This is a genomic window from Pseudomonas sp. NPDC086278, assembly GCF_050280905.1.
Classification (GTDB): Bacteria; Pseudomonadota; Gammaproteobacteria; order Pseudomonadales; family Pseudomonadaceae; genus Aquipseudomonas.
In genome coordinates this window covers 40565-65580 of record NZ_JBNNWE010000006.1, presented here as the reverse complement: position 1 = coordinate 65580, position 25016 = coordinate 40565, and the positions used below count along the sequence as shown (strand labels likewise).

The 25016-nt window shown below is 61.8% G+C and carries 22 protein-coding genes; 11 read left to right on the top strand and 11 right to left on the bottom strand.

Annotated features, from left to right (window positions below; all coding sequences use genetic code 11):
* Positions 1 to 2 precede the first annotated feature (2 nt).
* From ACQKP4_RS03625 to ACQKP4_RS03595, 7 genes are all read left to right on the top strand, one after another.
* Positions 3 to 647 (top strand): isochorismatase family cysteine hydrolase, encoded by a 645-nt coding sequence (locus tag ACQKP4_RS03625; protein ID WP_427630486.1) that lies wholly within the window; start codon positions 3 to 5, stop codon positions 645 to 647.
* On the top strand, positions 644 to 1975 hold the full coding sequence (locus tag ACQKP4_RS03620; protein WP_427630484.1) for a glutamine synthetase: 1332 nt from the start codon (positions 644 to 646) through the stop codon (positions 1973 to 1975). Before ACQKP4_RS03625 ends, ACQKP4_RS03620 begins: the two co-directional genes overlap by 4 nt.
* Complete coding sequence (locus ACQKP4_RS03615) at positions 1959 to 2711, top strand: N-formylglutamate amidohydrolase (protein WP_427630483.1); 753 nt, start codon at positions 1959 to 1961, stop codon at positions 2709 to 2711. The genes ACQKP4_RS03620 and ACQKP4_RS03615 overlap by 17 nt, the downstream gene beginning before the upstream one ends.
* Positions 2712 to 2767: 56 nt before the next feature.
* The gene (locus ACQKP4_RS03610) at positions 2768 to 4117 is read left to right on the top strand and encodes an APC family permease (RefSeq protein WP_427630481.1); all 1350 of its coding nucleotides are present in this window, start codon (positions 2768 to 2770) and stop codon (positions 4115 to 4117) included.
* A 118-nt stretch (positions 4118 to 4235) separates the two neighbouring features.
* Entirely contained in the window at positions 4236 to 5252 is a 1017-nt protein-coding gene (locus tag ACQKP4_RS03605; protein WP_427630479.1) for an arginine N-succinyltransferase, read from the top strand.
* A 61-nt stretch (positions 5253 to 5313) separates the two neighbouring features.
* Positions 5314 to 6417, top strand: coding sequence for an arginine N-succinyltransferase (gene astA, locus ACQKP4_RS03600; RefSeq protein ID WP_427630477.1), 1104 nt, complete (start codon positions 5314 to 5316; stop codon positions 6415 to 6417).
* Between the two features lie 104 nt (positions 6418 to 6521).
* The gene (locus ACQKP4_RS03595) at positions 6522 to 7391 is read left to right on the top strand and encodes an isocitrate lyase/PEP mutase family protein (protein ID WP_427630475.1); all 870 of its coding nucleotides are present in this window, start codon (positions 6522 to 6524) and stop codon (positions 7389 to 7391) included.
* A gap of 146 nt (positions 7392 to 7537) precedes the next feature.
* Here the strand turns inward: ACQKP4_RS03595 and ACQKP4_RS03590 are convergent, their stop codons facing one another.
* Positions 7538 to 7840, bottom strand: a complete 303-nt coding sequence (locus tag ACQKP4_RS03590; RefSeq protein WP_427630473.1) for a hypothetical protein — start codon at positions 7838 to 7840, stop codon at positions 7538 to 7540.
* A gap of 354 nt (positions 7841 to 8194) precedes the next feature.
* Entirely contained in the window at positions 8195 to 9268 is a 1074-nt protein-coding gene (locus tag ACQKP4_RS03585) for a diguanylate cyclase (protein ID WP_427630471.1), read from the bottom strand.
* A gap of 193 nt (positions 9269 to 9461) precedes the next feature.
* On the opposite strand from ACQKP4_RS03585, the gene ACQKP4_RS03580 reads away from it, so the two are divergent.
* The 3 genes from ACQKP4_RS03580 to hglS all read left to right on the top strand — a co-directional run bounded on the left by ACQKP4_RS03580 (position 9462) and on the right by hglS (position 13425).
* Complete coding sequence (locus ACQKP4_RS03580; protein WP_427630469.1) at positions 9462 to 10916, top strand: flavin-containing monooxygenase; 1455 nt, start codon at positions 9462 to 9464, stop codon at positions 10914 to 10916.
* 22 nt (positions 10917 to 10938) lie between these two features.
* Positions 10939 to 11886: an alpha/beta fold hydrolase gene (locus tag ACQKP4_RS03575; RefSeq protein ID WP_427630467.1), complete on the top strand. Its 948-nt coding sequence runs from the start codon at positions 10939 to 10941 to the stop codon at positions 11884 to 11886.
* Positions 11887 to 12054: 168 nt separating this feature from the next.
* Complete coding sequence (gene hglS / locus ACQKP4_RS03570) at positions 12055 to 13425, top strand: 2-oxoadipate dioxygenase/decarboxylase HglS (RefSeq protein WP_427630465.1); 1371 nt, start codon at positions 12055 to 12057, stop codon at positions 13423 to 13425.
* 57 nt (positions 13426 to 13482) lie between these two features.
* Here hglS and ACQKP4_RS03565 read toward each other — a convergent pair whose 3' ends face one another.
* The 7 genes from ACQKP4_RS03565 to ACQKP4_RS03535 all read right to left on the bottom strand — a co-directional run bounded on the left by ACQKP4_RS03565 (position 13483) and on the right by ACQKP4_RS03535 (position 20021).
* Positions 13483 to 14160, bottom strand: a complete 678-nt coding sequence (locus ACQKP4_RS03565) for a type 1 glutamine amidotransferase domain-containing protein (protein WP_427630463.1) — start codon at positions 14158 to 14160, stop codon at positions 13483 to 13485.
* Positions 14161 to 14687: 527 nt separating this feature from the next.
* The gene (locus ACQKP4_RS03560; protein WP_427630568.1) at positions 14688 to 15266 is read right to left on the bottom strand and encodes a hypothetical protein; all 579 of its coding nucleotides are present in this window, start codon (positions 15264 to 15266) and stop codon (positions 14688 to 14690) included.
* Between the two features lie 87 nt (positions 15267 to 15353).
* A complete protein-coding gene (locus ACQKP4_RS03555; protein ID WP_427630461.1) occupies positions 15354 to 15515 on the bottom strand; it encodes a hypothetical protein in 162 nt (53 codons plus the stop codon).
* A gap of 11 nt (positions 15516 to 15526) precedes the next feature.
* Positions 15527 to 15769 carry a hypothetical protein gene (locus ACQKP4_RS03550; RefSeq protein WP_427630459.1) on the bottom strand — a complete coding sequence of 81 codons (243 nt, stop codon included), beginning with the start codon at positions 15767 to 15769 and terminating at the stop codon, positions 15527 to 15529.
* A gap of 62 nt (positions 15770 to 15831) precedes the next feature.
* Positions 15832 to 16890 carry a lipocalin-like domain-containing protein gene (locus tag ACQKP4_RS03545; RefSeq protein WP_427630457.1) on the bottom strand — a complete coding sequence of 353 codons (1059 nt, stop codon included), beginning with the start codon at positions 16888 to 16890 and terminating at the stop codon, positions 15832 to 15834.
* Complete coding sequence (locus tag ACQKP4_RS03540; RefSeq protein WP_427630455.1) at positions 16880 to 19351, bottom strand: FtsX-like permease family protein; 2472 nt, start codon at positions 19349 to 19351, stop codon at positions 16880 to 16882. The genes ACQKP4_RS03545 and ACQKP4_RS03540 overlap by 11 nt, the downstream gene beginning before the upstream one ends.
* 1 nt (position 19352) lies before the next feature.
* The gene (locus ACQKP4_RS03535; protein WP_427630453.1) at positions 19353 to 20021 is read right to left on the bottom strand and encodes an ABC transporter ATP-binding protein; all 669 of its coding nucleotides are present in this window, start codon (positions 20019 to 20021) and stop codon (positions 19353 to 19355) included.
* A 137-nt stretch (positions 20022 to 20158) separates the two neighbouring features.
* On the opposite strand from ACQKP4_RS03535, the gene ACQKP4_RS03530 reads away from it, so the two are divergent.
* Positions 20159 to 22132, top strand: coding sequence for an alkyl/aryl-sulfatase (locus ACQKP4_RS03530; RefSeq protein ID WP_427630452.1), 1974 nt, complete (start codon positions 20159 to 20161; stop codon positions 22130 to 22132).
* Between the two features lie 104 nt (positions 22133 to 22236).
* Here the strand turns inward: ACQKP4_RS03530 and ACQKP4_RS03525 are convergent, their stop codons facing one another.
* Together ACQKP4_RS03525 and ACQKP4_RS03520 are read right to left on the bottom strand one after the other, a co-directional pair.
* Entirely contained in the window at positions 22237 to 23622 is a 1386-nt protein-coding gene (locus ACQKP4_RS03525; protein ID WP_427630450.1) for a DUF1254 domain-containing protein, read from the bottom strand.
* Complete coding sequence (locus ACQKP4_RS03520) at positions 23619 to 24962, bottom strand: DUF1254 domain-containing protein (RefSeq protein WP_427630448.1); 1344 nt, start codon at positions 24960 to 24962, stop codon at positions 23619 to 23621. The genes ACQKP4_RS03525 and ACQKP4_RS03520 overlap by 4 nt, the downstream gene beginning before the upstream one ends.
* Between the last annotated feature and the right edge of the window lie 54 nt (positions 24963 to 25016).

Sequence of the window (25016 nt, the reverse complement as noted above, 5' to 3'; positions counted from 1 at the left end):
GGATGTTCAAGCTCCCCCACCACTCACCGCGAGACCTGCCGTTCACCACCGATCACACCGCATTGTTGCTGGTGGACATGCAGCGGGCGTGGCTTGAGCCGCAGTTCGACCCGCACCTCAACGGCCCGGACGCCGAATACTTCCTGACTCGCACCCACATGCAGGTGGTGCCTAACCAACGCCGGCTGCTCAGCGCCTTTCGCGAGGCTCGGCAAAACGTGCTGCACACCATTATCGAAAGCCTGACTGCCGATGGTCGCGACCGCTCGCTGGACCACAAACTCTCGGACATGCACTTGCCCAAAGGCAGTACGCAGGCGCGAATCATCGAAGACCTGACACCGGCCGAAAACGAAATCGTCCTGCCCAAGACGTCGTCGGGGGTTTTCAATTCGACCGCTATCGACTACGTGCTGCGCAACCTTGAAACGCGGCACCTGATCATCGCCGGCATCGTCACCGACCAGTGCGTGGACATGGCCGTGCGCGACGCCGCCGACCGCGGTTACCTGGTGACGCTGGTGGAGGATGCCTGCGCGACTTACACGCCGCAGCGCCATCATGCCTGCCTGAACGCGATCAAGGGCTATTGCTGGATTAGCGACACCCAAACCGTGCTCGGCCGGTTGCAGGAGATGCAACCGTGAGCCAACGCCTGACGCCGCTGCCCATGACCACGCTCGTCACCACCGACCTGATCGGCGTCACCCGCGGCCGCTCGTTTCCCACGGACGAACTCGATCACTATCAAGCCACCGGTTGCGGCTGGGTGCCGGCCAACAGCGCACTGACCCCGCAAGACATCATCGCCACCGCCAATCCGTGGGGCGCTTATGGCGATTTGCGCTTGATACCCGATCTGAGCAGCCGGGTGACGGTCAGCAATGGCCCGGATGCCAATGCCCCGGCGCTGGACTTTATCCACGCCGACCTTAGGCAAACCGATGGCGGTGCATGGGGCGCTTGCCCGCGCACACTGCTGCGCAACGAGGTCGAGCGTTATCGCGCTGAACTGGGCGTGCAGGTCAATGCCGCGTTCGAACATGAATTCAACCTGTACAGCGGCGCGCCTAAGCAACTGGCGTTCTCCCTTGCAGCCCAACGCCAGGGCGCGGAGTTTGGTGGCTGGCTGCTCAGTGCCTTGCGGGCGGGCGGCGTCGAACCGGAAATGTTCCTGCCCGAATACGGCAAGCATCAATACGAAATCACCTGCCGCCCGGCCCTCGGCGTGGCGGCGGCGGATCGCGCGGTGAACGTGCGCGAAATCACCCGCGAGATCGCCCGCCAGATGGGCCTGGGCGTGAGCTTCGCCCCCAAGACCTCCGAGCATGCGGTGTGCAACGGTGTGCACTTGCACGTCAGCTTGCTCGACCTTGGCGGCCAGCCGTTGATGTACGACGCGGGCGCCGTCAATGGCCTGTCGACCCTCGGCCAGCATTGGGCCGCCGGTGTCCTGCATCACTTGCCGGCGCTCTGTGCCCTTACCGCACCGACGCCGGTGTCCTACGAGCGTTTGCAGCCGCATCACTGGAGCGCGTCTTACGCCTGCCTTGGGCAGCGCAATCGCGAAGCGGCGTTGCGAATCTGTCCGACGGTGGCCTTCGGCGGAAAATCCATCGCTGCGCAGTACAACCTTGAATTTCGGGCGATGGACGCGACCGCCTCGCCGCATCTGGCGATGGCGGCGCTGCTGATCGCCGGCCGCCTGGGCATCGAGCAGCGGCTGGCCTTGAACGCTATCACCGATGACGTGCCCGACGCCTTGAACGAAGAACAACGCCAGTCCCGAGGTATCGTCGCCCTGCCCGCGTCCGTTGCCCAGGCGCTGGACTGCCTGCGCAACAGCGAGGCATTGATCGAAGCCCTGCCAAACGCATTGCTCGAGAGCTTTTTCGCCCTTAAATCCGAGGAGCTGACGCTGACGGAACAGCTGTCGCCCGCCGAACTGTGTGAGCACTATGCACGCCTCTATTAAGTCCGCCGAATTCGGTCTTTTCACCGCGCCCGCCTACACGCTAAGCCGCGAAGATTCCACGCATCCGCTGCTGCTGGTGTGCGAACACGCCAGCCGTTTCATCCCGGCCGCACTGGACGACTTGGGACTGGACCACGCAGCGGCGCGCGAGCACATTGCCTGGGACATCGGCGCCCTGGCATTGGCCGAACATTTGGCCGAGGCGTTGGGTGCCACCTTGCTGGCAGCCAATTACTCGCGACTGTTGATCGACCTCAATCGTCCGCCTCACGCCCCCGACAGCATCCCGCTGTCGAGTGAAATCTATCCGATCCCCGGCAACCGGCACCTGGACGACGCCGCCCGCGAGTATCGCCGCGAATGCCTGTTCAACCCGTTCCATGCGAGGTTGCAAAGCCTGATCGACCAGCGTCTAGGCCAGGGCCGGCCGGTTCGGGTGGTGGGCGTTCACAGTTTCACCCCGGTGTTCCATGGCCAGCCGCGTACCCTGGAAGTCGGTGTGCTGTTCGGCAAATCCGAGGATTACGCCCAGCGCTTGATCGACGGGTTGCGCCAGCAGCCCTTGAAGGTTGCCGGCAACGAGCCGTACAAAATCAACCCGCTGGGCGACATGACCGTGCCCGTTCACGGCGACGCACGCGGACTGGAATCGGTATTGATCGAAGTGCGCAACGATCTGTTGCGCGCACCTGAAGACATCAGGCGCTGGGTCGGTTATCTGGCGCCGTTGCTGTAAAGGATCGAACGACCAATCGCAGCTGGGAAGCTGCACATCCCAAGGAGAAGGGCTTCATGGAAATAGAAGAATTTGGCTACAAGCAGGAGTTGAAACGTAGCCTGACGCTGACCGACCTGGTGGTCTACGGGATGATCTTCATGATCCCCATCGCACCGTTCGGGGTTTATGGTTACGTCAACGCCGAGGCGCCAGGCATGGTGCCGCTGGCGTACATCATCGGCATGGTGGCGATGCTGTTTACCGCGTTGAGCTACGGCAGCATGGCCCGGGCCTTCCCGATTGCCGGCTCGGTGTATTCCTACGCACAACGGGGTTTGAACCCACATGTCGGGTTTATCGCCGGCTGGTTGATGCTGCTCGATTACCTGCTGATTCCGCCGTTGCTGTACGTCTACGCGGCCACGGCGCTGAATCACTTGTACCCGGACATTCCGAAAGTCGGGTTCATCCTGGCCTTCCTGGTCAGCGCGACCTTCGTCAACCTGCGGGGCATCACCTTCACCGCGCGCCTGAACATCATCTTTCTATTGGCGCAGTTGGCGGTGCTGGGGATTTTCCTGTTCTACGCCTGGAACGCGCTGTACAACGGCGGCGGTCACGGTCAACTGACCCTGGCGCCGCTGTACAACCCCGAGACCTTCAATTTCGCCCTGCTGATGCAAGCGGTGTCGATTGCGGTGCTGTCGTTTCTCGGTTTCGATGCGATTTCCACCCTCGCCGAAGAGGTCAAGGGCGACCCCGGCCGCAGCGTCGGCAAAGCGGCGCTGATCACCCTGCTGGTGATGGGCGTGATTTTCGTCGCTCAGACCTGGATCGCCACGGACCTCGCCGCAGGCATGGGTTTCACCTCGGCGGACAGCGCGTTTTATGAGATCGCCGAGATCGCTGCCGGCAGTTGGCTGGCCACCCTGACCGGCATCGCCACGGCGCTGGCCTGGGGCGTGGCGGTGGCCATCACTTCGCAAGCGGCCGTCTCGCGCCTGCTGTTCGGCATGGCCCGCGACGGCAAACTGCCAAAAGTGCTGGCCAGGGTTCACCCGACCTACAACACGCCGTACCTGAGTATTTATCTGGTGGCGGCGCTGTCGCTGGTGATCTGCTACCTGTTCATCAACTCGGTAGACACACTGACCTCGCTGGTGAATTTCGGCGCGCTGAGCGGTTTCATGCTGCTGCACCTGACCGTCATCAACTTTTACTGGCGTCGGCAGCAGTCCGGCCAGGTGGTGCGTCACCTGATCTGCCCGGTGATTGGTTTCATCATCGTCGCCGCGATCATGTACAACATGGGGGTTGATGCACAAAAGCTCGGCCTGATCTGGATTGCCCTGGGCCTGGTGTATTTGTTTTTCCTCAACAGGCTGGGCGCCGGTACAGTGCTGGCCGATCCGAGCAACGTCTGACAAGAAAAAGAGCGGCGTCTGACAACAAATCAGGCGACCGCCGATTTAACGCGTGGAAACCGACAGTGATAGTCAGGTTCGGATACATCACCGAACCCTTTGATACAGGAGTGCATCCATGCTGGTCTTACGCCCAGTTGAATTAACCGACCTGCCCCAGTTGCAACAACTGGCCCGCGCCAGCCTGGTCGGCGTCACGTCCTTGCCGGACGACACCGAACGCCTGCGCACAAGGATTCTCGACTCCTGCGCCTCGTTCGAAAAACACGTGGAAGGCCATGGCCCGGAGAACTATTTCTTCGTCCTTGAAGACCGGTCCACGCAGCGCCTGCGGGGTTGCTCGGAGATCCTCGCCACCGCCGGGTTCAGCGAGCCGTTCTACAGTTTGCGCAACCGCCACTTCACCAGCGCCTCGCGCGAACTGAACATCGAGCACGGCGTCCCGACGTTGTCGTTGTGTCACGACCTGAATGGCCACACGCTATTGCGCGGCTTTCATATCGATGCGGCGCTGGAACGCACGCCGTCTTCGGAACTGCTGTCACGGGCGCGGCTGATGTTCATGGGCGCCCATGCGCAGCGCTTTGCCCAAGCGGTCATCACGGAAATCGTCGGTTACAGCAGTGAAGACGGGCAATCGCCGTTCTGGGATGCGGTGGGCAAGCATTTCTTCGACTTGCCCTACGCCGAGGCCGAGCGTCTGTGCGGGCTGGAGAGCCGAACCTTCCTTGCCGAACTGATGCCGCAATACCCGATCTATGTGCCGATGCTGCCTGAGGCCGCGCAAGCCTGCATCGGCCAAATCCATCCTGCTGGCCAGGAAGCGTTCGACATTCTTGAGCGCGAGGGCTTCGAGACGAACAGTTATGTCGACCTGTTCGACGGCGGCCCGACGTTGTATGCACGCCTGTCAAATGTGCGCTCCATCGCCCAGAGCCTGACCGCTACGGTGCAAACAGCGCCTGCCATCGACGCACTCGGGCGCTACCTGGTGAGCAACGACTCGCTGACGGGCTATCGCGCGATGGTCGCCGAGCTGGATGTCCAGCCGGGGCAACCCGTCAATCTGAGCGCCGAACTGTGCGCGGCCCTGAACGTGACCGATGGCAGCCCGATCCGGCTGATTGCCCTCTGAGCACCCTCAGGCCCCGTGCACAACGACAGCGCCCGAGCAGGCGCGCAGAAGGAGTCGCATCATGATTGTCCGCCCGGTTCACGTCGCCGACCTGCCCGCCCTGATGGACCTGGTGCAACGGGCCGGCCCGGGGTTCATCAACCTGCCCGCCAACGAGGAGCGCCTGTCGCACCGGGTGCGCTGGGCACAGCGGACGTTCGCCGGACAGGTTGAGCGCGCGGACGCCGATTACCTGTTTGTGCTTGAAGACGACGACCAGCAAGTGCTCGGTATCAGTGCATTGGCCGGCGCCGTCGGCCTGCGTGAGCCCTGGTACAACTATCGGGTCGGGCTGACGGTCAGCGCCTCGCCGGACCTGGGGATCCAGCGGCAAATCCCGACGTTGTTTCTGAACAACGAAATGACCGGCCAATCGGAAATCAGCTCGCTGTTCCTGCGCGACGATCAACGCCACGGCAACAATGGCCGGTTGCTGTCGCTGGGGCGCTTGCTGTTCGTGGCCGAGTTCCCGCACCTGTTCGGCGACAAGCTCATCGCCGAACTGCGTGGCCGCGCCGATGAACAAGGCTGTTCGCCGTTCTGGGACAGCCTGGGCCGGCACTTTTTCAAAATGGATTTCAGCCACGCCGATCATCTGTCGGGGCTGGGCAGCAAATCGTTCATCGCCGAACTGATGCCACGGCAACCGCTGTACACCTGCCTGCTCACCGAACAGGCCCAGGCCGTGATTGGCAAGGCACACCCCAATACCGAGCCGGCGCTGAAAATCCTCAGCGCCGAAGGCTTTGCCCACAAGGGCTACATCGACATCTTCGACGCCGGCCCGGTGGTCGAAGCCGCGATCCCGAAGATCCGCACGGTGCGCGATAGCCAGTCGTTGCTGCTGGTCATCGGTGAACCAGACGAGCACGCGCCGGTGTGGCTGATTCACAACCGCCGTCTGGAAAACTGCCGCATTACCACGGCCAGGGCACGACGGGTGGGCAACACCTTGATCGTCGACCGCCTCGTCGCCAAACGCCTGCAACTGCAACCGGGCAACTCGGTGCGCGCCGTGCCGTTGCTCAATCAACCGCGAAAGGCCGTGGCGGCGCGCACGGAGGCGCAAACCTCGACACCGGCAAGCCCCCGGAGCACTTGGAGCGGTATCGTTTCACCTGCTTGAAATTCGTCATCATCTTTCCCTCGTCCGCGTGATAGCCTTTTGTTCCTTCGGCGTTGACACTTTTGCTCAAGCCTTTCCATTCCCATTGCAGTGGTGGAACTCATATGACCAGGCTTTCCCATCAAGACTTGCGCCGTAACTTTCGCGAACTGTTCGCTTCCAATACCTGCTACCACACCGCCTCGGTGTTCGACCCGATGTCGGCGCGCATCGCCGCGGACCTTGGTTTTGAAGTGGGGATCCTCGGTGGTTCGGTTGCGTCGCTGCAGGTATTGGGCGCCCCCGATTTCGCCTTGATCACCCTCAGCGAGTTCGCCGAGCAGGCCACTCGCATCGGCCGCGTGGCCCAATTACCGGTCATCGCCGACGCCGACCACGGCTACGGCAACGCGCTGAACGTGATGCGCACCATCGTCGAACTGGAACGCGCCGGCATCGCCGCCCTGACCATCGAAGACACCTTGCTGCCGGCGCAATTCGGCCGTAAATCCACCGACCTGATCGGTGTCGCCGAAGGCGTCGGCAAGATTCGCGCGGCGCTCGAAGCCCGGGTCGACCCGGAGATGGCGATCATCGCCCGCACCAACGCCGGCATCCTGCCGATCCAGGAAATCATCAGCCGCACCCAGCAATACCAGCAGGCCGGCGCAGACGGGATCTGCATGGTCGGGGTGCAGGATTTCGACCAACTGGAAAAAATCGCCGAACACCTGAGCGTGCCGCTGATGCTGGTGACTTACGGCAACCCGGCGCTGCGCGATGACAAGCGCCTGGCTGAATTGGGCGTGCGCGTGACCATTGACGGTCACGGCGCTTACTTTGCCGCGATCAAAGCGACGTACGACAGCCTGCGCGAGCAGCGGCAGATCTTCACCCAGGCCTCGGACTTGAGCGCGACGGAGCTGACGCATACGTACACGCAGCCTGAGGATTACATTCGGTGGGCGGAAGAGTTCATGCGCGTTAAAGAGTGATGGGGTGAGGCAGGACGCCTTCGTCGGAACGCCTTCGCGAGCAAGCCCGCTCCCACCGTGGATCTCGGTTGAACCTGCATTGTGTGATCAACACATGATCCCTTGTGGGAGCTGGCTTGCCTGCGAAGGCGCCAGCTCAAACACTGCTAGACAGCCGTTTTGAACCCCTCCTCCCGCTGCAACGCCCGCGCCTGGATCACATCCAGAATCGCGCACCCTTCGCGCATCAGCAGATGCACCGCCCCGGTCACGCGCGTCAGATCGCAGTCTGAAATACCTTTCAAGCCAAGGCTGGACAACGTGTCCGCCAGATCGCGGACCACCGTGAAGCGGTGCGCCGCACACGCGGCAAGGTCGCTGAGTTCGCTGTGGGTATTGATGAAGAGCACCGGTTTTTCGGCGTCGTAGGTGTCGAGGGGAAGGAAGCGGGGCATGACTTGGTCGAACATGGGTATAGCTCCAGAAAGAACTTCCACCAATCGCGGCCAAGCGAAAAGGTGGCAGCTGTGAACGGGTTGGCCGACCGGCACCCATCAATCCGGCACACCCGAAGGTGTCCCGCGCACAGCCGCCATAACACGATATCCAGACATGGAAATGCCTGAACAATGACGCTGATGCGTTTTGAGTGCCCGACCGGCCAAGGTCGTTCGCGGAGTTTTCCGCGAGCCCGAACTATAGGGGTCGATACCAAAACGCGGCAACAGGGTACGTTGTAGGAAACGTCTTGAAAAGTTGTGCGCCGCAAGTTGATCGTCCCCGGCGTCGCATGGGAACGATCAGCAGCATGTGTTGCGCGCTCTTCACACCGAATCGAGCAATTGGCGAGACGGCTTGCCACCGGTGCGGCAGATGACCCGATTTCGGCCGGTGGTCTTGGCCTCATACAGCGCCTGGTCGGCATCGTTAAGCCACAACGTCGCCTCGGCGTGTGCCGGATTGAAGGCGGCCAGGCCTATGCTCAGGCTCACCTTCAACGCCGGGCTCTGCTCATAACCCAAGGTGACGAAGCGGTCGCGCAAGGCTTCCATGGCGGCAGCGGCGCTGCTCAGCGGCATGTCCGGCAGGATCACGCAGAACTCGTCGCCGCCATAACGCCCGGCGACGTCGGTGGCGCGCAGGTTCTGCTTGAGCATCTTGCTCAGTTGGCGCAGCACGATATCCCCGGCGACGTGACCGTAGGTGTCGTTGATGCTTTTGAAATGGTCGATATCGATCAGCGCAATCGCCCCGCCCTGCTGCTGGCGTTGGCAGCGCAGGTATTCGACCTCGAGTTGATCCTTCCACGCGCCGTGATTGAGCAGGCCGGTGAGGCTGTCGGTACGGCTGAGGGCCAGCAGTTCACGCTTGTGGCGGCCAAGGGTGGTGGCTTGACGGAAGCAGATCCAGCCCAGCGCCAACGGGTACAGGACCAATAGTGGCAGGCAGGCATACAGCTGCAACGGGCTGGTTTGCGCAATGAACGCGGGGCTGAAGACCAGCAGGCCGACGCCGAGCCCGAGCACTTGCGCGACCGCGCCTAGCAGCAGGAAACGCAAGCCGCCAAGGGCCACGTTATTCATGGTCATCATCGACAGCGTTACGGCGCTGGGCAGCGGGTTGAATTGCATGGCGGCGACCCAGAAGCCGCCGAGAAAGGCATCGACCAGCAAATTACGGTATTCGGCGTGATAAGGGCGCTCGGACCGCCGCGCCCATTGGTAAGCCAGATGCGGCCAGAGAATGCCGTTGAACAGCATCAACGCCCAGACCCAGGGCGCCGGATCGAGCGGGTACATCGCAGCGCCCACGCACAATAAACCAAGGGTCAGGCCCAGGGTTCTCGACGTGTAAAGCCTCCTGGCCAATGAAAGTCCCTTTTTTGCCGTTTTGCCCATGGGGGCCTCTGCACCGCTGAAAGAAATCTGCAAACACCGGGGTGGTCGGATGTGTCTGGAGTCTATCAGGGCAACGTTAAATAGCCATCACCGACGGGCAGCCTGAATACCCGGTCATCGGCGCTTCTGTTGTGCGCAATGTTTGGCTATACATGAAAGGAGGGTTCGCTAGACAACGATCAACAGGAGGCTCATGCAGACTTTTCAGGTGTTGATCATCGGCAGCGGTTTTGGCGGTCAGTGCGCGGCGGTCAACTTGCTCAAGGCCGGCATCGACGATTTCCTTTTGCTGGAGCGGCGGGACTTTTTCGGTGGCACCTGGTGCCAGAATACCTACCCCGGCGCCGCGGTCGACGTGCCCTCGCCGCTCTATTCGCTGTCGTTCGCGCCTTATCGCTGGACGCAGATGTTCGCCGGCCAGGCCGAGCTGCACCGCTACACCCAACATGTGGTGGAGCAATTCGGCTTGCGCGACAAAGTGCAGCTGAACGCCAATGTCGAACACATCGAATGGGACGACGATGCCAAGCGCTGGGCCGTGCACACCGCCAGCAAAGGCACGTTCTACGCGCAGTTCCTGATCAACGCCACCGGGCCGCTGAGCCAACCGGTCATCCCGCACTTCGACGGCATCGAGCGCTTTCAGGGCAAGACTTTTCACACGAACAATTGGGATCACGCCTACGACTATCGGCATAAACGCGTGGCGATTGTCGGCAGTGGCGCCAGTGCGGCGCAGGTCATCCCGGTGATTGCGCCGGATGTCGAGCATTTGCATGTGTTTCAACGCACCGCGCACTGGGTGTTGCCTCGGGCAGATCGGGTCTTCGGGCCGTTCCAGCGCTGGCTGCTCGGGTTGAAGCCCGCCTACAAGCTGCTGCGCTGGATGATTTACTGGCAGTTCGAGACCCGGGTCATCGCGTTCAAATATTCCAGGCCGGCGATTCATCTCGTGCAGCAGCAGGCCCTGCGCTTGCTCAAACGCCAGGTGCCGGACCCTGAACTGCGCCGCAAGTTAACCCCGGACTTCACCATCGGCTGCAAACGCGTGCTGGTGTCCAGCACCTATTACCCGACGCTGAGCCGCCCCAACGTGACGCTGCACAGTCGCGAACAGGGGATCAAGTCCATCGATGAAACCGGCATCCTCACCCAGGACGGCCAACACATCGACCTGGACCTGATCGTCTGGTCCACCGGTTACGACGCCACCGACGGGGTGATTTCCTATCCGGTGACCGGTCGTCAGGGCACGCAGCTCAAAGACGTCTGGGCGCAATACCCGCGCGCGTACCTGGGCACCAGCCTGCCGGAGTTCCCCAATCTGTTTATCGTCACCGGGCCCAACACCGGAATCGGCCACACCTCGGCGCTGTTCATCATCGAGTCGCAGATGAATTACATCCTCGACTGCATCCGCACCCTGAAAAAACAGGGTTTACGCAGCATCGAAGTTCGCCCCGAGGCGGAACGTACCTACACTGAAATGATCCATCGAGAGATGGAGCGCACGGTATGGAAGTCCGGCGGCTGCCACAGTTGGTATCAAAGCAAGAGCGGTCATGTGATCGCCATGTTTCCGGGGTTCAGTTTCAGCTACCACCGGTTGACCCGGGCACTGAAACCCGCAGACCACATTTTGTCCTGAACACGTAAAAGGAAGTCGTCCGATGCTCGTGCTAGTTGTCCTCATCGCGGTGTTCGTGGCCTGGAGCTGGTTGAGCTACCCGGCCATCGGTTATTGGATCTATGACTGGAGCATGGCCATAGAAGCCAAGTTGTATCGGTTGCACAAAATTGTCGTGCCGATCAACGAGATGACCGTCTCGACCTGGCAAGGCGGGCCGTATGAAGCCTCCAGCAGCGTACTGATGCTGCACGGCTACAGCGCCGACAAAAACCTCTGGCTGCGTTTCGCCCGGCACTTCGTCGGCAATTACCGGGTGATCATTCCCGACATCGCCGGCCACGGTGAAACCGGGTTCAAGGCCGGTGGCGGCTATGACATCCCGCTGCAAGCCAAACGCATCATTCAGCTGCTGGATGTTTGCGGCGTCGACAAAGTGCACGTGATCGGCAACTCGATGGGCGGCTATATCGCGGCATGGCTGGCGGCCACCTACCCGGACCGGGTGGCCTCGGTGGCGCTGATCGACCCGGCCGGCGTGACGGCGCCCGAAGCCAGCGACATGGAGCGCCAGTTGGCCAAGGGGCACAACCCGTTCCTGATCCATTCACGGGAGGAATTCCGCCGCTTCTACGCCATGACCATGGCCGAACCACCTTGGGTGCCCGGCGTGGTGCTGGACGCGATTGCCCAGCGCTACGAACAGAATCGCGAGGAGCTGGAAGAAATCTTCAAGGACTTCCACGCCAGCCCGCCGATGGAACCGCGACTCGCCGACATCAAGTGCCCGGCACTGTTGCTCTGGGGCCACAAGGACCGCTTGATCGATGTCAGCAGCGTGGCGGTCTGGAGCAAAGGCATTGTCGATTTGCGGGTACATATTTGGGATCACATCGGGCACATGCCGATGGTTGAACAACCGGCGAATACGGCGCGGCTGTACCGCGAGTTTCTGGGGTCGCTGCGTTCGGAGAGCCGTTCTGTCCTCTAACCACCGCCCCTTGGTGTAGCAGGTGACCTGTGGTGAGGGGGCAGTGGCTACGGGATGGGTTAAGCAGTCCTTGGCAGAATGAAGTCCGTAAGATTCTTCGTTTGTCGGCGCCGCTGAAGGCTGCGATCTTTTCGCACATCCTTTACGTCACCGCGCCAGGAATTCTTCATGAGCCACCCGAGCTTCGTCAGCCCTGACCTGATCCGCCAACGCTTTTCCAAAGCGATGTCCGACATGTACCGCGAAGAAGTGCCGCTGTACGGTGCGCTGCTGGAGCTGGTGGAGAAAACCAACCGCCACGTACTCGACAGCGAGCCGCAGATCGCCCGGCAGCTCGACAGCACCGGCGAAATCGAGCGGCTCGACCTCGAACGTCACGGCGCGATCCGCGTCGGCACGGCGGCGGAACTGGCGACCCTCGCCCGCCTGTTCGCGGTGATGGGCATGCAGCCGGTCGGTTACTACGACCTGACGCCCGCCGGCGTGCCGGTGCATTCCACTGCGTTCCGCGCGGCACACGAAGCGGCGTTGCAGGTCAGCCCGTTCCGGGTGTTTACCTCGCTGCTGCGTCTGGAATTGATCGAAGACCGGGAACTGCGCAGTTTCGCTCAATCGGTCCTGGATAAACGCCAGATCTTCACTGCAAAAGCGCTTGAGCTGATCGAGCGCGCCGAAACCGAGGGCGGTCTTGCCGAAGAGCAAGCGCAGGACTTCGTCGAGCAGGCGCTGGAAACCTTCCGCTGGCACCACAGCGCCACCGTCACCGTCGAGCAATACCAGCAACTGAGCGCCCAGCATCGGCTGATCGCCGACGTGGTGGCGTTCAAAGGCCCGCACATCAATCACCTGACGCCGCGCACCCTGGACATCGACATCGTCCAGGCGCAAATGCCGGCCCACGGCATCACCCCCAAAGCGGTGATCGAAGGCCCGCCACGCCGTCAGTGCCCGATCCTGCTGCGCCAGACCAGTTTCAAGGCGCTGGACGAGCCCATTGCGTTCACCGATCAAGCGCAGACCCGTGGCAGCCACAGCGCGCGCTTCGGTGAAATCGAGCAACGGGGCGCTGCGCTGACGCCCAAGGGCCGCGCGCTGTACGACCGCTTGCTCAACGCCGCGCGTGACGAGTTGAAAGACTTCCCCAATGAGAGCAATGCCGCGCGCTACAACGCGCTGATGACGCAGCACTTTGGCGAATTCCCTGACACCTATGAAGGCATGCGCCAACAGGAGCTGGCGTACTTTCGCTACTTCGTCACCGAAAAAGGCCAAGGCGCGGACGCGTTGAAATCGTTGACGCTGGAAGAATTGCTCAGCGCCGGCTATTTGCGGGTCGAGCCGCTGGTGTATGAAGATTTTCTGCCGGTGAGTGCCGCGGGGATATTCCAGTCGAACCTGGGCGATGCGGCGCAAACCCATTACGGCGTGCATTCAAACCAGCAAGCGTTTGAACAGGCGCTTGGCCGGCCGACGATTGATGAACTGGGGTTGTACGCCGAGACGCAACGGCGTTCGATCGAGGCGTGTTTTGCGCTCTGAAAACCGGAAGTGAATCTGTAGCAGCTGGCGCAGCACGTTGCGCCAGCTGCTGCAGGTTTAACGGAGCTTGGCCAGCAACGCCTCGGCACCCGCCTTCGAAGACGCCGGATTCTGCCCGGTGATCAGCAACCCGTCAGTCACCACGTAGCTCGCCCAATCGTCACCCTTGGAATACTCCCCGCCCTTCTGCTTCAGCATGTCCTCCACCAGAAACGGCACCACCTTCGTCAGTTGCACCGCCTCCTCCTCTGTGTTGGTAAACCCTGTCACACGCTTGCCCTTGACCAGCGCCTGACCATCCTCACCCTTGACGTGACGTAACACGCCCGGTGCGTGGCAGACCGCCGCGACCGGTTTGCCGGCCTTGATGAACGCCTCGATCAGCGCGATTGAATAGGTGTCCTCGGCCAGGTCCCATAGCGGACCATGGCCACCGGGATAAAACACGGCGTCGTAATCTTCCGGTCTCACGGTGCTCAGCACCGCCGTGGAGGCCAACGCGGATTGGGCGGCGGAGTCCATGCGAAAACGCTTGGTCTCGTCTGTCTGGGAGTCCGGCTCGTCACTTTTCGGGTCCAGCGGTGGTTGACCGCCCTTGGGCGAGGCCAACGTCAGCTGCGCACCGGCCTCCTTGAAGGCGTAATACGGTGCGGCGAATTCTTCCAGCCAGAACCCGGTTTTCTTGCCGGTGTCACCCAATTGATCGTGGGACGTTAAAACCATCAGGATTTTCATGTCGTTCTCACTTCATTTCAGGATTATTCGGACGCACAGAGCGCTTCACGACTGTTTCAGTGACCACTCGCGGCACCGGTTTGTTGCATTCGTGAAGGGTGCCGAGGGTCGGATAGTTGGCCAGCACACGACTCACCCGCTGCCAATAGAGGCCCAGGGATAGAAAGCGAGAAAGGTTTGATTGGTATCTGAACGGCGGCTGCCGTTGTCGTCCTGGCGTTGAAACAAGCCGCGAAGTTAACGCCTTGCCGCCGGTGCGTGTCGCACTTGAAAGGTGTTCGCCCAGTGTAATGGCCTGGCAATCCATGCACCGGTAAAGAGCCCTGACACTGGGCGAACGGGAGGCATTTTAATGGAAGTTGCGCAATATGTCCGCGCCTTAAACAAAAGAAATTTACTGAAATAACATCTCTTGAATGTCGTCCTTAATACCATTAGTTGAACTTATCTTTCGGACATCAAACTGATTGTTCTTGTACAAATAGTTGTACAAGAACAACCAATATATATAGAGCTAACGCTCAACTTCAGTGTTGGGTCGTCACTTTCAGAATGTCGGTATAGGTCACGACAACGTCCTGCCCCACCTTCAAATCCTTCAGTTTGGCTTGCACTTCCGGCCTGACGACCTCAACGGTTTTCGATTGGCCGGCCGGGTTTTCGAAGGTGAGTTTGTGGTTTTTGACATCAATGTGGGTGATTTTCAGTTGAACTTGTATCTGGCGGTAAGCTTCGCCCCCAGGGTTGGGATTGTCCTTAGTGGCGCGAATTTCGCCGGTGCGTTCAACAGCACCTGGCAGGCCCTTACTGACATCAGTTTCGAGGTAAGCCGCGACCGAATGGAGAACATCGACCTTGACCTCATCGCCTGCTTTCAGATGGTTCAGGTCTTTTGCCTGGTCAGTCAGTTGCACATGGACTTCACGACCTTCCGGGCCTTTCAGAACGACTTGGTGATTGGCAGCATCGACCGAAACGACGCTGGCGGTCACCTGATCAGCCTCCACGGCCTCAGACAATGGAATGTCCGCCGCCATGGCGCTCAGGCTGGCGGCCGACAGCAACGTCGCGAGGGTGATGGCTTTCGTCAGTGCGTGGAGTTTCATAAGTAATGCTTTCCCTGTTAATAGATGGCAGCAGTCAGCGCTGGCGCGCAGGTCAGCGCCGACCGTGCCACTGAGCATAGACGCTGTTCAGGGAGTGTTGGCTGTTTCTTGCGCGGTGGATTCACCGCTGTCGGTGCCTTTGCCGCTGTCCTTGCGCCGGTTGGGATCGGTGGGGCGCAAAGCATCGTTGTCGCGCTCGACTTCGCCCGGTGGCCGGGGTTCGTCAGGGTGTTCGGAATCGGGTTTCATCTCGGGTCTCCTCAGGCATCGGGATCGTCAACCGCTTGGGCGACGTTTACGGCGGGCGAGTCCTTGTGGGATTGCTCGGCCTTGTCCTTCAGGGCCTGCCACTGCTCGAGGTCAATGGCGCCCTGCCCCAGCAAGTCGTCGGCCAGCCGCAGCAGTTCGCTGTAGTGGGCGTCGGGGGATTGCTGCCAGTAGGCCTTGTCGTCGAACAAGCGTTGCCACGCGGCAAGGTCCGGCAGGGTGAGGTCGTCGCTCATGGCGGGCTCCTGTGAACGGGCTTCATTACGTAGGAGGACGTGGCGACGCCGAGAGTTCCGACTCAATAACCGGTCATTTCCAGGTAGCCCGTGCCCCCGTCGAATTGCACCGGTCCTTCCCAATAGGGAATGCGCAAATCCATCCAGGCGTTGGGGTTGAGGGCGTTGAGGGTGATGTCGAGGTGTTTGCCGGGAATTTTGATCGACCAACGCACCGGCATCGACCGTCCGGCGACCTTGGCGGTGTCTTGCGGGGTCAGGCGGATGTCGTCGGCGTGCAGTAGTTGCGTCTGGCCTTGGGCGTCGATCCAGGTGCCGGTGATGTAAGGCGCGCCGTCCTGTTGCCGCAGGCGGAAAAGCATCACCTGTTCGCCGCTGTCCAGGTGCAGGGAGAACCAGTCCCAACCGCTTTGATTGGCAGCCAGCGGCTGGCTGCTCCACTCGCGATCAAGCCACGCCGGACCGCTGACTTCATAGCGTTTACCGTCGATGTCCACTGTGCCGTCGGCCTGAAAAAACGGCTGGCTGTAGTAGTACGACGCCTGGCCTTGTTCGGACTTCTGGCTGAAACCCTTGTCGCCCTGCAATACCAACGGCCGCGTGGAGGTCAGGCGCAGTTGATAGCTGAAATCCTTGCCTCGCGCGCTCAGTTGCAGGTCGGTCAAAGGGTCGGCCGCCTGACTGCTGAAACGCCAGTCATCAATCCACGCGGCGAACGGTGCGAGGCTCACGCCCGCCTGCCCGATGCCACCCCGGGCGTAACGTTCGGCGGCATGATGAGACGTCGCGGACGTCACCGCCGCATGCCCGAGCCAGAGCGTCTGGTTGCCCCAGCCCGCGACCTCGGGCGTCGCTTTCAACGCACTGCGAAACAGCGTCCATTGCACGCCGAACTCGCGACCCTGAGCGTCCTTGAGATTGGCGGTGACGTACCACCATTCGATGCGAAAACCGTCATGCGGCCCATGATCCGCCGGGAAGCTGAACACTCGACCGGGCACCACCGGCGTGAACGCAGCGGCCTCGCTGCCCAAACCGGCGAAGCCCTTCTCAACGGGCGTCGAGTTGTCGCAGCCGGCTAAAAGCAGCAGCACCAGTGCCAGGCAAACCTTAATCCCCATGTGCAAACGTCCTGAGCAAGTCCGCCGGTTGCGTGCGGTACAGCGAGTACAGGGGCCACGCCGAGGCCAGCAATGTCGCGATCAGCGCCAGCCCCATCAATTGCAACAGTTGCAACGGAAACAGCCGCAACGGCAGGCGCCAGCCGAAGGCCTGGACGTTTATCACCGCGTCCAGGCACCACGCCAGGGCGATCCCCAGCGGCAGCGCCAGCACCAGCGTTAACACCGCCAGCAACCAGGTTTGCCCGAGGTTGAGCAGCATCAACTGGCGTCGCGTTACGCCCAGCGCCCACAGCGGCGCGAGTTGCCCAAGTCGGCTTTGGCTTTGGGTCAACAGGCTGATGAACAGTGCCACGCCCGCGACACACAAGGTCAGGCTGTTGAGCGCGGCGGTGGCGGCGAAAGTGCGTTCGAAGACTTGCGTCGACCAACCCTTCAGCCGCGCCTGATCGACAATGCGGCTGTCATCCAGCGCAAAGCGTGCTTGCAGGGTTTTCAAGAAAACCGGAATCAACGCCGGCTCAATGCGCAGGTTGAAACGGTTGGGCGTCAGTTGCGGCCAGCCGCGCAGCAAATGGTTGTAATTGACCAGCAGGTGGCCCTTGGGGTTGCCATAGTCGGCGTAGATGCCGACGATGCGCGGCGACCAGTTGCCGCCCGGCGTGGGAATGGTCAAACGGTCACCGAGACGCACTTTCAGACGCCGCGCCAGTTGTTCGCTGAGCATCAGTGCGTCGTCCTTGGCCAAGCGCTCCCAGGGGTTGTCGCCGACGGCTTCGAGCAATGGCCAGTGCTGGCGATAGGTCGGGTGATCGATCACGCCAAACACGTCCGCCGGCCAGCCTTGCAACTGGATCGACACCTGCCAGCTAGGCAGCACGGCGGTCACTGAAGGCTGCTGTTTGAGCCAGGCATTCAACTCGCGGGCCTGCGCCGGGTTTTGCGGGTTGATATACAGCTCGGCGGTCAGCCGCGGTTCGAGCCAGTCGCTGAAGGTCTGGCGAAAACCCGAGGTCATGCTGCCGGCACCGATGTTCGCCGCCAGCGCCAGCAGCAGCGCCATCAACGCCAGGCTCAACGCCGGCAATTGCTGGCGGCAATCGGCGACAAACCATTGGCCGAGCACCGAGTGGCTGCGCTGCAACAGCAGGTTCAACACGCCATTGAGCACCACCGGCAACGCCAGTGCCGCGCCGAGCAACAGCGCGGCCATCAAGACAAAACCGCTGGCCAGGCTGTCACCCCAAATCAACGCACTCAGTGCAATGCCCACCGCGATCACCGCCACCCAACCCTGACGCCGCAACCAGCGCGCGTGCGCCTGATGCCAGGCTTGCGGATCAGCCAGCGCCAGCAATGGCAAACGCGCCGCCCGCAGCAAACTGTTGGCACCGGCCAGCAACGCGCCGAGCACACTCAGGCCAATGCCGCTGAGCCACCACCACGGGCTCAAGCTCAATTGCCCCGCCACTTCGGCGCCGTACAACCCGCGCAAACTGGCGGCGACATCCGGCAGCAATACGCTGGCCAACAGGTAGCCACTGACCACGCCCGCGAGGCCGCCGAGCAGCGCCAGACCACCGAGTTCAACCGCCAGACAGGTCATCAACAGGCGCGCGCTGACGCCACAGGCGCGCAGTGTTCGCAGCAGGCCTCGGCGTTGCTCCAGCGCCAGGCCGATGGCCGCGTGAACAATGAACAGGCCGACCACGAACGAGAGGAAACCCAGGGCGTCGAGGTTCAGGTGAAAGCTCTCGGTCAGGCGCGAAAGGTTGTTTTCTTCGCCGCTGGTTTTCAGCTGCAATTGGCCTTTGTATTGATCGGGCAATGCCGCGCTGAAATCCTTCGGCAACAGCAGGCGTGACAGTTGTTCCGGCAAGCCGAGAATCTGCTGGGCGTAGCCGATGTCCACCAGCAACACGCCGGGGGCCATGTCCGCTTCAGCGTGCAGCGGCGGCAGCGCCACGCCAGTGCTGCTCAGCGGTCGTTCACCTTCGTGCAGACCCAGCATCTGCAAGGTCTGCGGTGAAATCCAGGTGCTGCCCGGCGGACTGAAAAACCCGACAACCCGCTCCATCGCCAGGGCCTGCCCGGCCACGGCGGAACCGGCCGGCAACGTTACCGGATCGATGCCCATCAATTGCAGACGCTGGCCTTCATGGCCCTGGAGGTTCAACCGGCCTTGCAACACCGGCGACACCGGCCAGCCGGCACGACGCAGGTCGATAAACAACGCCTGGGCAAAGGTCGCGCCGCTGGGTGCAGTGAGGCTGGCTTGCGGTTCGCCGCCGATCAACTGACTGGCCCGCGCGTAACTGTCCCGCGCCTGGCTGTTGAGCGCCTGCACCCCGGTCAGCAGGCTGGTGGCGAGCCAGAGCCCGGTCAGCACGCTGAAAAACTGCACCGGGTGCTGACGCCAATGGCTCAGCAGCGCGCGCAATGTCTCACGAAAAATCCGCACCTCAGCGCTCGTCCGTGCCAGCCAGACGGCCACGGTGCAGCAGCACTTTTTCCGCCAGCCGCGCGGCAACGCGGGGGCTGTGCGTGACCATCAACAAGGTGGTCGGGCTGTCGTCGAGCAGTTCCAGCAGCAACTTCAACACGTCATCGCTGGTGGCTTCGTCGAGGCTGCCGGTAGGTTCGTCGGCCAGCAGCAGTTTCGGCCGCGACGCCAGCGCGCGGCCCAGCGCAACCCGCTGCTGTTGCCCGCCCGACAACTGCTCGGGATAACGCCGCAGCACATCGCTCAGGCCCAACCGCTTGACCAGATGCGCCTGCCAACGCGAATCGTGCCGCCCGGCCAGACGTGCCTGAAACGCCAGGTTGTCTTCGACACGCAAGCTGCCGATCAGGTTGAACTGCTGAAACACCAGGCCGATTTCGGTCCGGCGCCAGTTCGCCAGTTGCCCTTCATTCATTTGGTCCAGCCGATATTCACCGCTGCGGATGCTGCCTTGATCGACCTTGTCGAGCCCGGCGATCAAGTGCAGCAAGGTGCTTTTGCCGCTGCCCGACTCGCCCATCAACGCCAGGCTGCTGCCGTTTTTCAAGGTCAGGTCGATGCCTTGCAGCACCGGCAGCGGACCTTGCGGGGTGGCGTAACTTTTGAAGACACCTTGAACCTGAAGCATGGGCAAATCCGTTTGAGAAACGAGAGGCAAGGATAGCGGCCTTGCATGGTTTTTGTCCGTTGACGATTGCTGGCGCGCCTGGCCGGCGCCCTACCCTTGAGGCTGGCTTAACCATAACGATAAAAAACGGAGACTTCATGCCTCGTTTCATTTTGAGCCCTCGTGGCCTGCTGGCCTGCCTGATCACCGCGTGCCTGACGCACCCGGTGTACGCCGTGGATGAGCCGGCCAACGCCAGTTCCATCACGGCCACGAACAACTCGGCGGTGTTGCAACACCTGCCTTTCAGTGACCGCACCGATTTCGAATCGGTCAGTCGCGGCTTGATCGCGCCGTTCAAAGGCCAGGTCAAGGACCCGTCCGGCAAGGTCATCTGGGACATCGGCGCCTATGATTTCCTCGACAAGGATCAGTCACCGGCCTCGGTCAACCCGAGCCTGTGGCGCCTGGCACAGCTCAGTGCGCACGCCGGTCTGTTCGAAGTCAGCCCGAAGATCTATCAGGTGCGCGGTTTCGACGTGGCGAACATGACGATCATCGAAGGTGACGACGGCCTGATCATCATCGACCCGCTGACCATGGCGGAAACCGCCAAGGCGGCCCTGGCGCTGTACTACGCCAATCGTCCGCAAAAACCGGTGGTGGCGGTGATTTACAGCCACACCCACGTCGACCATTTCGGCGGGGTGCGCGGGGTGATCGATGAGGCAGACGTCAAGGCCGGCAAGGTCAAAGTGTTCGCGCCAGCCGGGTTCATGGAACACGTGATGAGCGAGAACGTGTACGCCGGCAACGCCATGAGCCGCCGTGCGCAGTACCAGTTCGGCAGCCTGCTGCCGCGTGGCGAGAAAGGCCAGGTCGACTCGGGCATGGGCAAGAGCTTGCCCACCGGTGGCACCATTACTCTGATCGAGCCCACCGACCTGATCAGCCAGGAACTGGAAACCCGCACCATCGCCGGTATCGACGTCGAGTTCCAGCTGACGCCGGGCACCGAAGCGCCGTCGGAAATGAACCTCTATCTGCCGCAATTGCGTGCCTTGTGCATGGCCGAAAACGCGACGCAAATGATGCACAACATCCTCACGCCGCGCGGCGCGCAAGTGCGTGATGCCAAGGCCTGGGCGCAATATCTCGACAGTAGCCTGGCGCGTTACGGCGACAAGAGCGACGTGCTGTTTGCCCAGCACAACTGGCCGACCTGGGGTGGCGAGCGCATTCGAACGTTCCTGGCCGATCAGCGTGACATGTACGCGTTTCTCAACGACCGGACCTTACACCTGTTGAACCAGGGCCTGACGCCGATGGAAATCGCCGAGAACATGCAGAAGCTGCCGGGCGATCTCGACCAGAAATGGTACACCCGTGGTTACTACGGCTCGCTGAGCCACAACTCGCGGGCGGTGTACCAGCGCTACATGGGGTTCTACGACGGCAACCCGGCCAACCTCAATCCGCTGCCGCCAGTGGACACCGCCAAACGCATGGTCGAGGCCATGGGTGGTGGTGCGGCGGTCGTCGAAAAAATCCGCGCGGCGATGGCCAAGGGTGATTACCGCTGGGCTGCGCAGTTGGGCAATCAATTGATCTTCGCCGAGCCCGACAACGCCCCGGGCCGCAGCGCCCAGGCGGATGCGCTGGAGCAGCTGGGCTATCAAAGCGAGAACGCGACCTGGCGCAACATGTACCTGACCGGGGCGATGGAACTGCGCAATGGCGTGCCGCAGCATGCCGGCAGTTCGGTGTCGGTGGACATGGTGCGGGCGATGACGCCAGACATGTTCTTCGATTACCTGGCGATTCGGCTCGACAGCGAAAAGGCCGTGGGTCATGACCTGACGCTGAACTGGACGTTCGACGATCAGCACAAGGATTTCAACCTGACCTTGCGCAATGGTGTGTTGACGCATCGCACGGGGCTGAATCCGGCGGCGGATGCCAGTGTGACGCTGAGCAAGGCGACGCTGGAACAGATCAGCCTGACGCAGCTGGATTTTCCGACGGCGATGCAGAAAGGGTTGGTTAAAGTGCAGGGCAACGGCAAGAAGCTTGGAGAATTGCTGGGGAGCCTGGACAGTTTCAGTCCGCAGTTCAATATCGTGACGCCTTAAGACCGCGTCGCGTCCTTCGCGAGCAAGCCCGCTCCCACACTGGATCTGTGTTGCTCACAAATTCAGTGTGGGAGCGGGCTTGCTCGCGAAGGCTTGCTGTCCAGTTACGCTGGAATCACTTCAACCGCCGGCATCCGCCACTGCTGCGAAATCACCTCTCGCCCCGGCCCATACAAGCGCAAAACCAGGGTAAACGCCCCGCTCGCCGGCGTCGGCAACCAGTTGCTCGGTGCTTGTGGCACCGACGGCTGCAGCACCAGCGTCACCCCGCCATCGGCATCCACCTGCAAACTGTCGCGGCTGCTCAGGCAATAACGATCAATCGAATTGGCCACCAGTTGCCGGTCGGGCAAGTCATACAGCGTCAACGACCAAAACTCCGTAACCGGCGGCAACTGCCCCGGCGCGAAGTGCAGCTGGTAACGACGACCGCCCTGCAACGGCTGGCCCTGGTTGTCCTGTCGGGAACCGGTGTAAAACGCCTCCTCCACACTGTTGCCATAAATACCGACATTGGCGGCGACGGCGCGGTTGAGGTAGTTGCCGTGCAGCGCCTCGCGTGTGCCAAACAGGCCGAGGGTGGTGCGCACTTGGGTCACCGCCGTTTTCAGTTGCGCTTGCGCAGCCTGAATCCCGTCGATCAATGCCTGCCGCACTGGCGCCGATAAGCCATTCACCTCGAACGCCTCACCCGCAAGGATGCCGATCCGTGCGAACCGTGCACGCAACGCCTGTTCTGACGGTTGCGTCGGGCACAGCGTGAGGATCTGATTGAGTACGGCAATGAAATCCGGCCCCAAGCCAGTCTTGCTGTCCCACGCCGGCCAAGCGATCACGGGCGCCGCGTCCGGTGCCGGGCTGGCGGTGTATTCATGCAGTGCACGCAAACGGTATTGCTGCTGCAGAGCGCGCACCGCTGGCAAGTCATCGGCGTTTCGCAACCCGGTCCGTCCAAGCACCATGACGATCTCGGTCTCGCTGCGCAGCACGGCCTTGATCCCGGGCGGCGTCGCACCCTGCCAGTCCGGCCCGGCGATCAGGTAGTCGCCGGCCTCGCGGCCGGTGCTAAGCACGCCGACGTAGCCAAAGTTGTGGGTGTACTGGTCGACCAACTGGTGAACGTAATAACGGTCTTTGTCGACCGCCGGCACGCTCAGCACTTGCGGTTCGCTGCGCAGGTCGAGCCAGGCCCACGAGTACGGCGTGTCGTTGTTCGGCGTGACGATTTCGCGGTTCTTCGGGGTGTACAACTCGCTGTAGTGCCGGAAGCAATTAAAGCCGCCGACGTACTCCGGCGCGGCAGGATTGAGCAGCTGTTTTTCCATCGTCTGGTAATGCATGAGCATCGGGTAGGCGTAAATCCAGGCCTCCTGCGCATTGCTCCGCACGTCATCGACGTCCGCGGCCAACAACCAGCGTGGAATCATCAAACTTCCTCCAAGTACACCCATGCCGCCGAGCACCCGGCGACGACTGACGGTCAGGTTCATGGCTCGATCCTCGCGATGGTCGGCAACTGATAGCTGCCATCCAGCGCCCCGGCCTTGGGCAGGTACAAGCGTAGCAGCAGGTTGAACGGGCCTTGCGGCGTCGGCAGCCAGTTGCCTTGCTGTTGCGTCGGTGCGGCGGGCTGCAGGATCAGGGTCAGGCCGCCGTCGGCGTCGTAGTGCAAGTCCGGGCTGCGGTCGCCCAAGGCGTAACGCTGGATCGGATTGGCCGCGAGCAATTGGCTGCTGCTGTCGTACAGCGTCAACGACCAGAAGGCGTTTACCGGTGGCAACTGCCCGGCCGGGAAATGCAGGCGATAAGCGTGGGTGCCGTCCAGCGTCTCGCCTTGGGCATCGTGCAACGCCATCGGGTAAACCGCTTCAACCGGATCGTTGGCATAGATGTAGCGCCAGGCGACAGCGGCGCGCGTCAGGTCGTCGTCGCCGAACTTGCCGACATTGGCCGGGGAGCGAAACCAGCCCTGCTGTTCTACCGAAACTTTGCTTGAAGCCGCACGGACTTGCTCGCGACCCGCCTCGGCGCCCTGGGCAATCGCTTCACTCAAGTCTGCCGGTGGCGCAAACGCGGCGCCGGGCGTGAGGCCGATGGCTGCGAAGCGTTGCAGTTTGGCGCGCTCGCTGGGGGTCCATTCATGCAGCGGTGCCAGTGCGTTGAACGTGCTGAACAGCGCCTGCGCCGGCCCTTGCTTGGTGTCTTGATACGCCGGCAATCGCAGCGGTGCCAGGTCCGGCGCGGCGCCACCCATCACGCTGGAAAGCGGTTGCAGCACATAGCCCATCATCACCTTCGCCGCGTCTTTCTGATCGGCTTCGCCTTTGACTTCGGTACGCCCGAGCAGAAACACCAGGCGACTCGGCGAGCGAATCACGCCGCTGAAACCCTTTGGTGTCGGGCCCTGCCAGTCCGGCCCGGCAATCAGATAGCGTCCCGCCTGGCTGCCCGTGGCGCGGGTGCCGATGTAGTCGAGGTTGTCAGTGCGCATGTCGACCAGTTGGAAGCTGTAATAGCGACCTTCCACCGCTGGCACGTCCAGCACTACCGGTTCGCCGCTCAGGTCGAGCAAGGCGCGGGAGTAGAAGGTGTCGTTGTTTGGCGACACCACTTTGTTGTCCTGCGGCCCGAACAATCGCGGCTCGCTGTAGAGCCGGTTGAACGGCAGTTTGGCGGCGATGGCGCTGAGCACTTTGTCGTGCTCGACGGTGGCGTAGGCAAAGACGTAAGCCTCCTGCGCCAGCGCTTTGGTCTGAGGTTGATCGAGGGTGGCAGCGTGAGCAGTGCCCAGGCTTGCGCCCAGGGCGAATGCGGATATCCAGTAGCGCATGGCAGATCTCCTGGCAGATAACAGTGACCCCGGTGGGAGCGGGCTTGCTCGCGA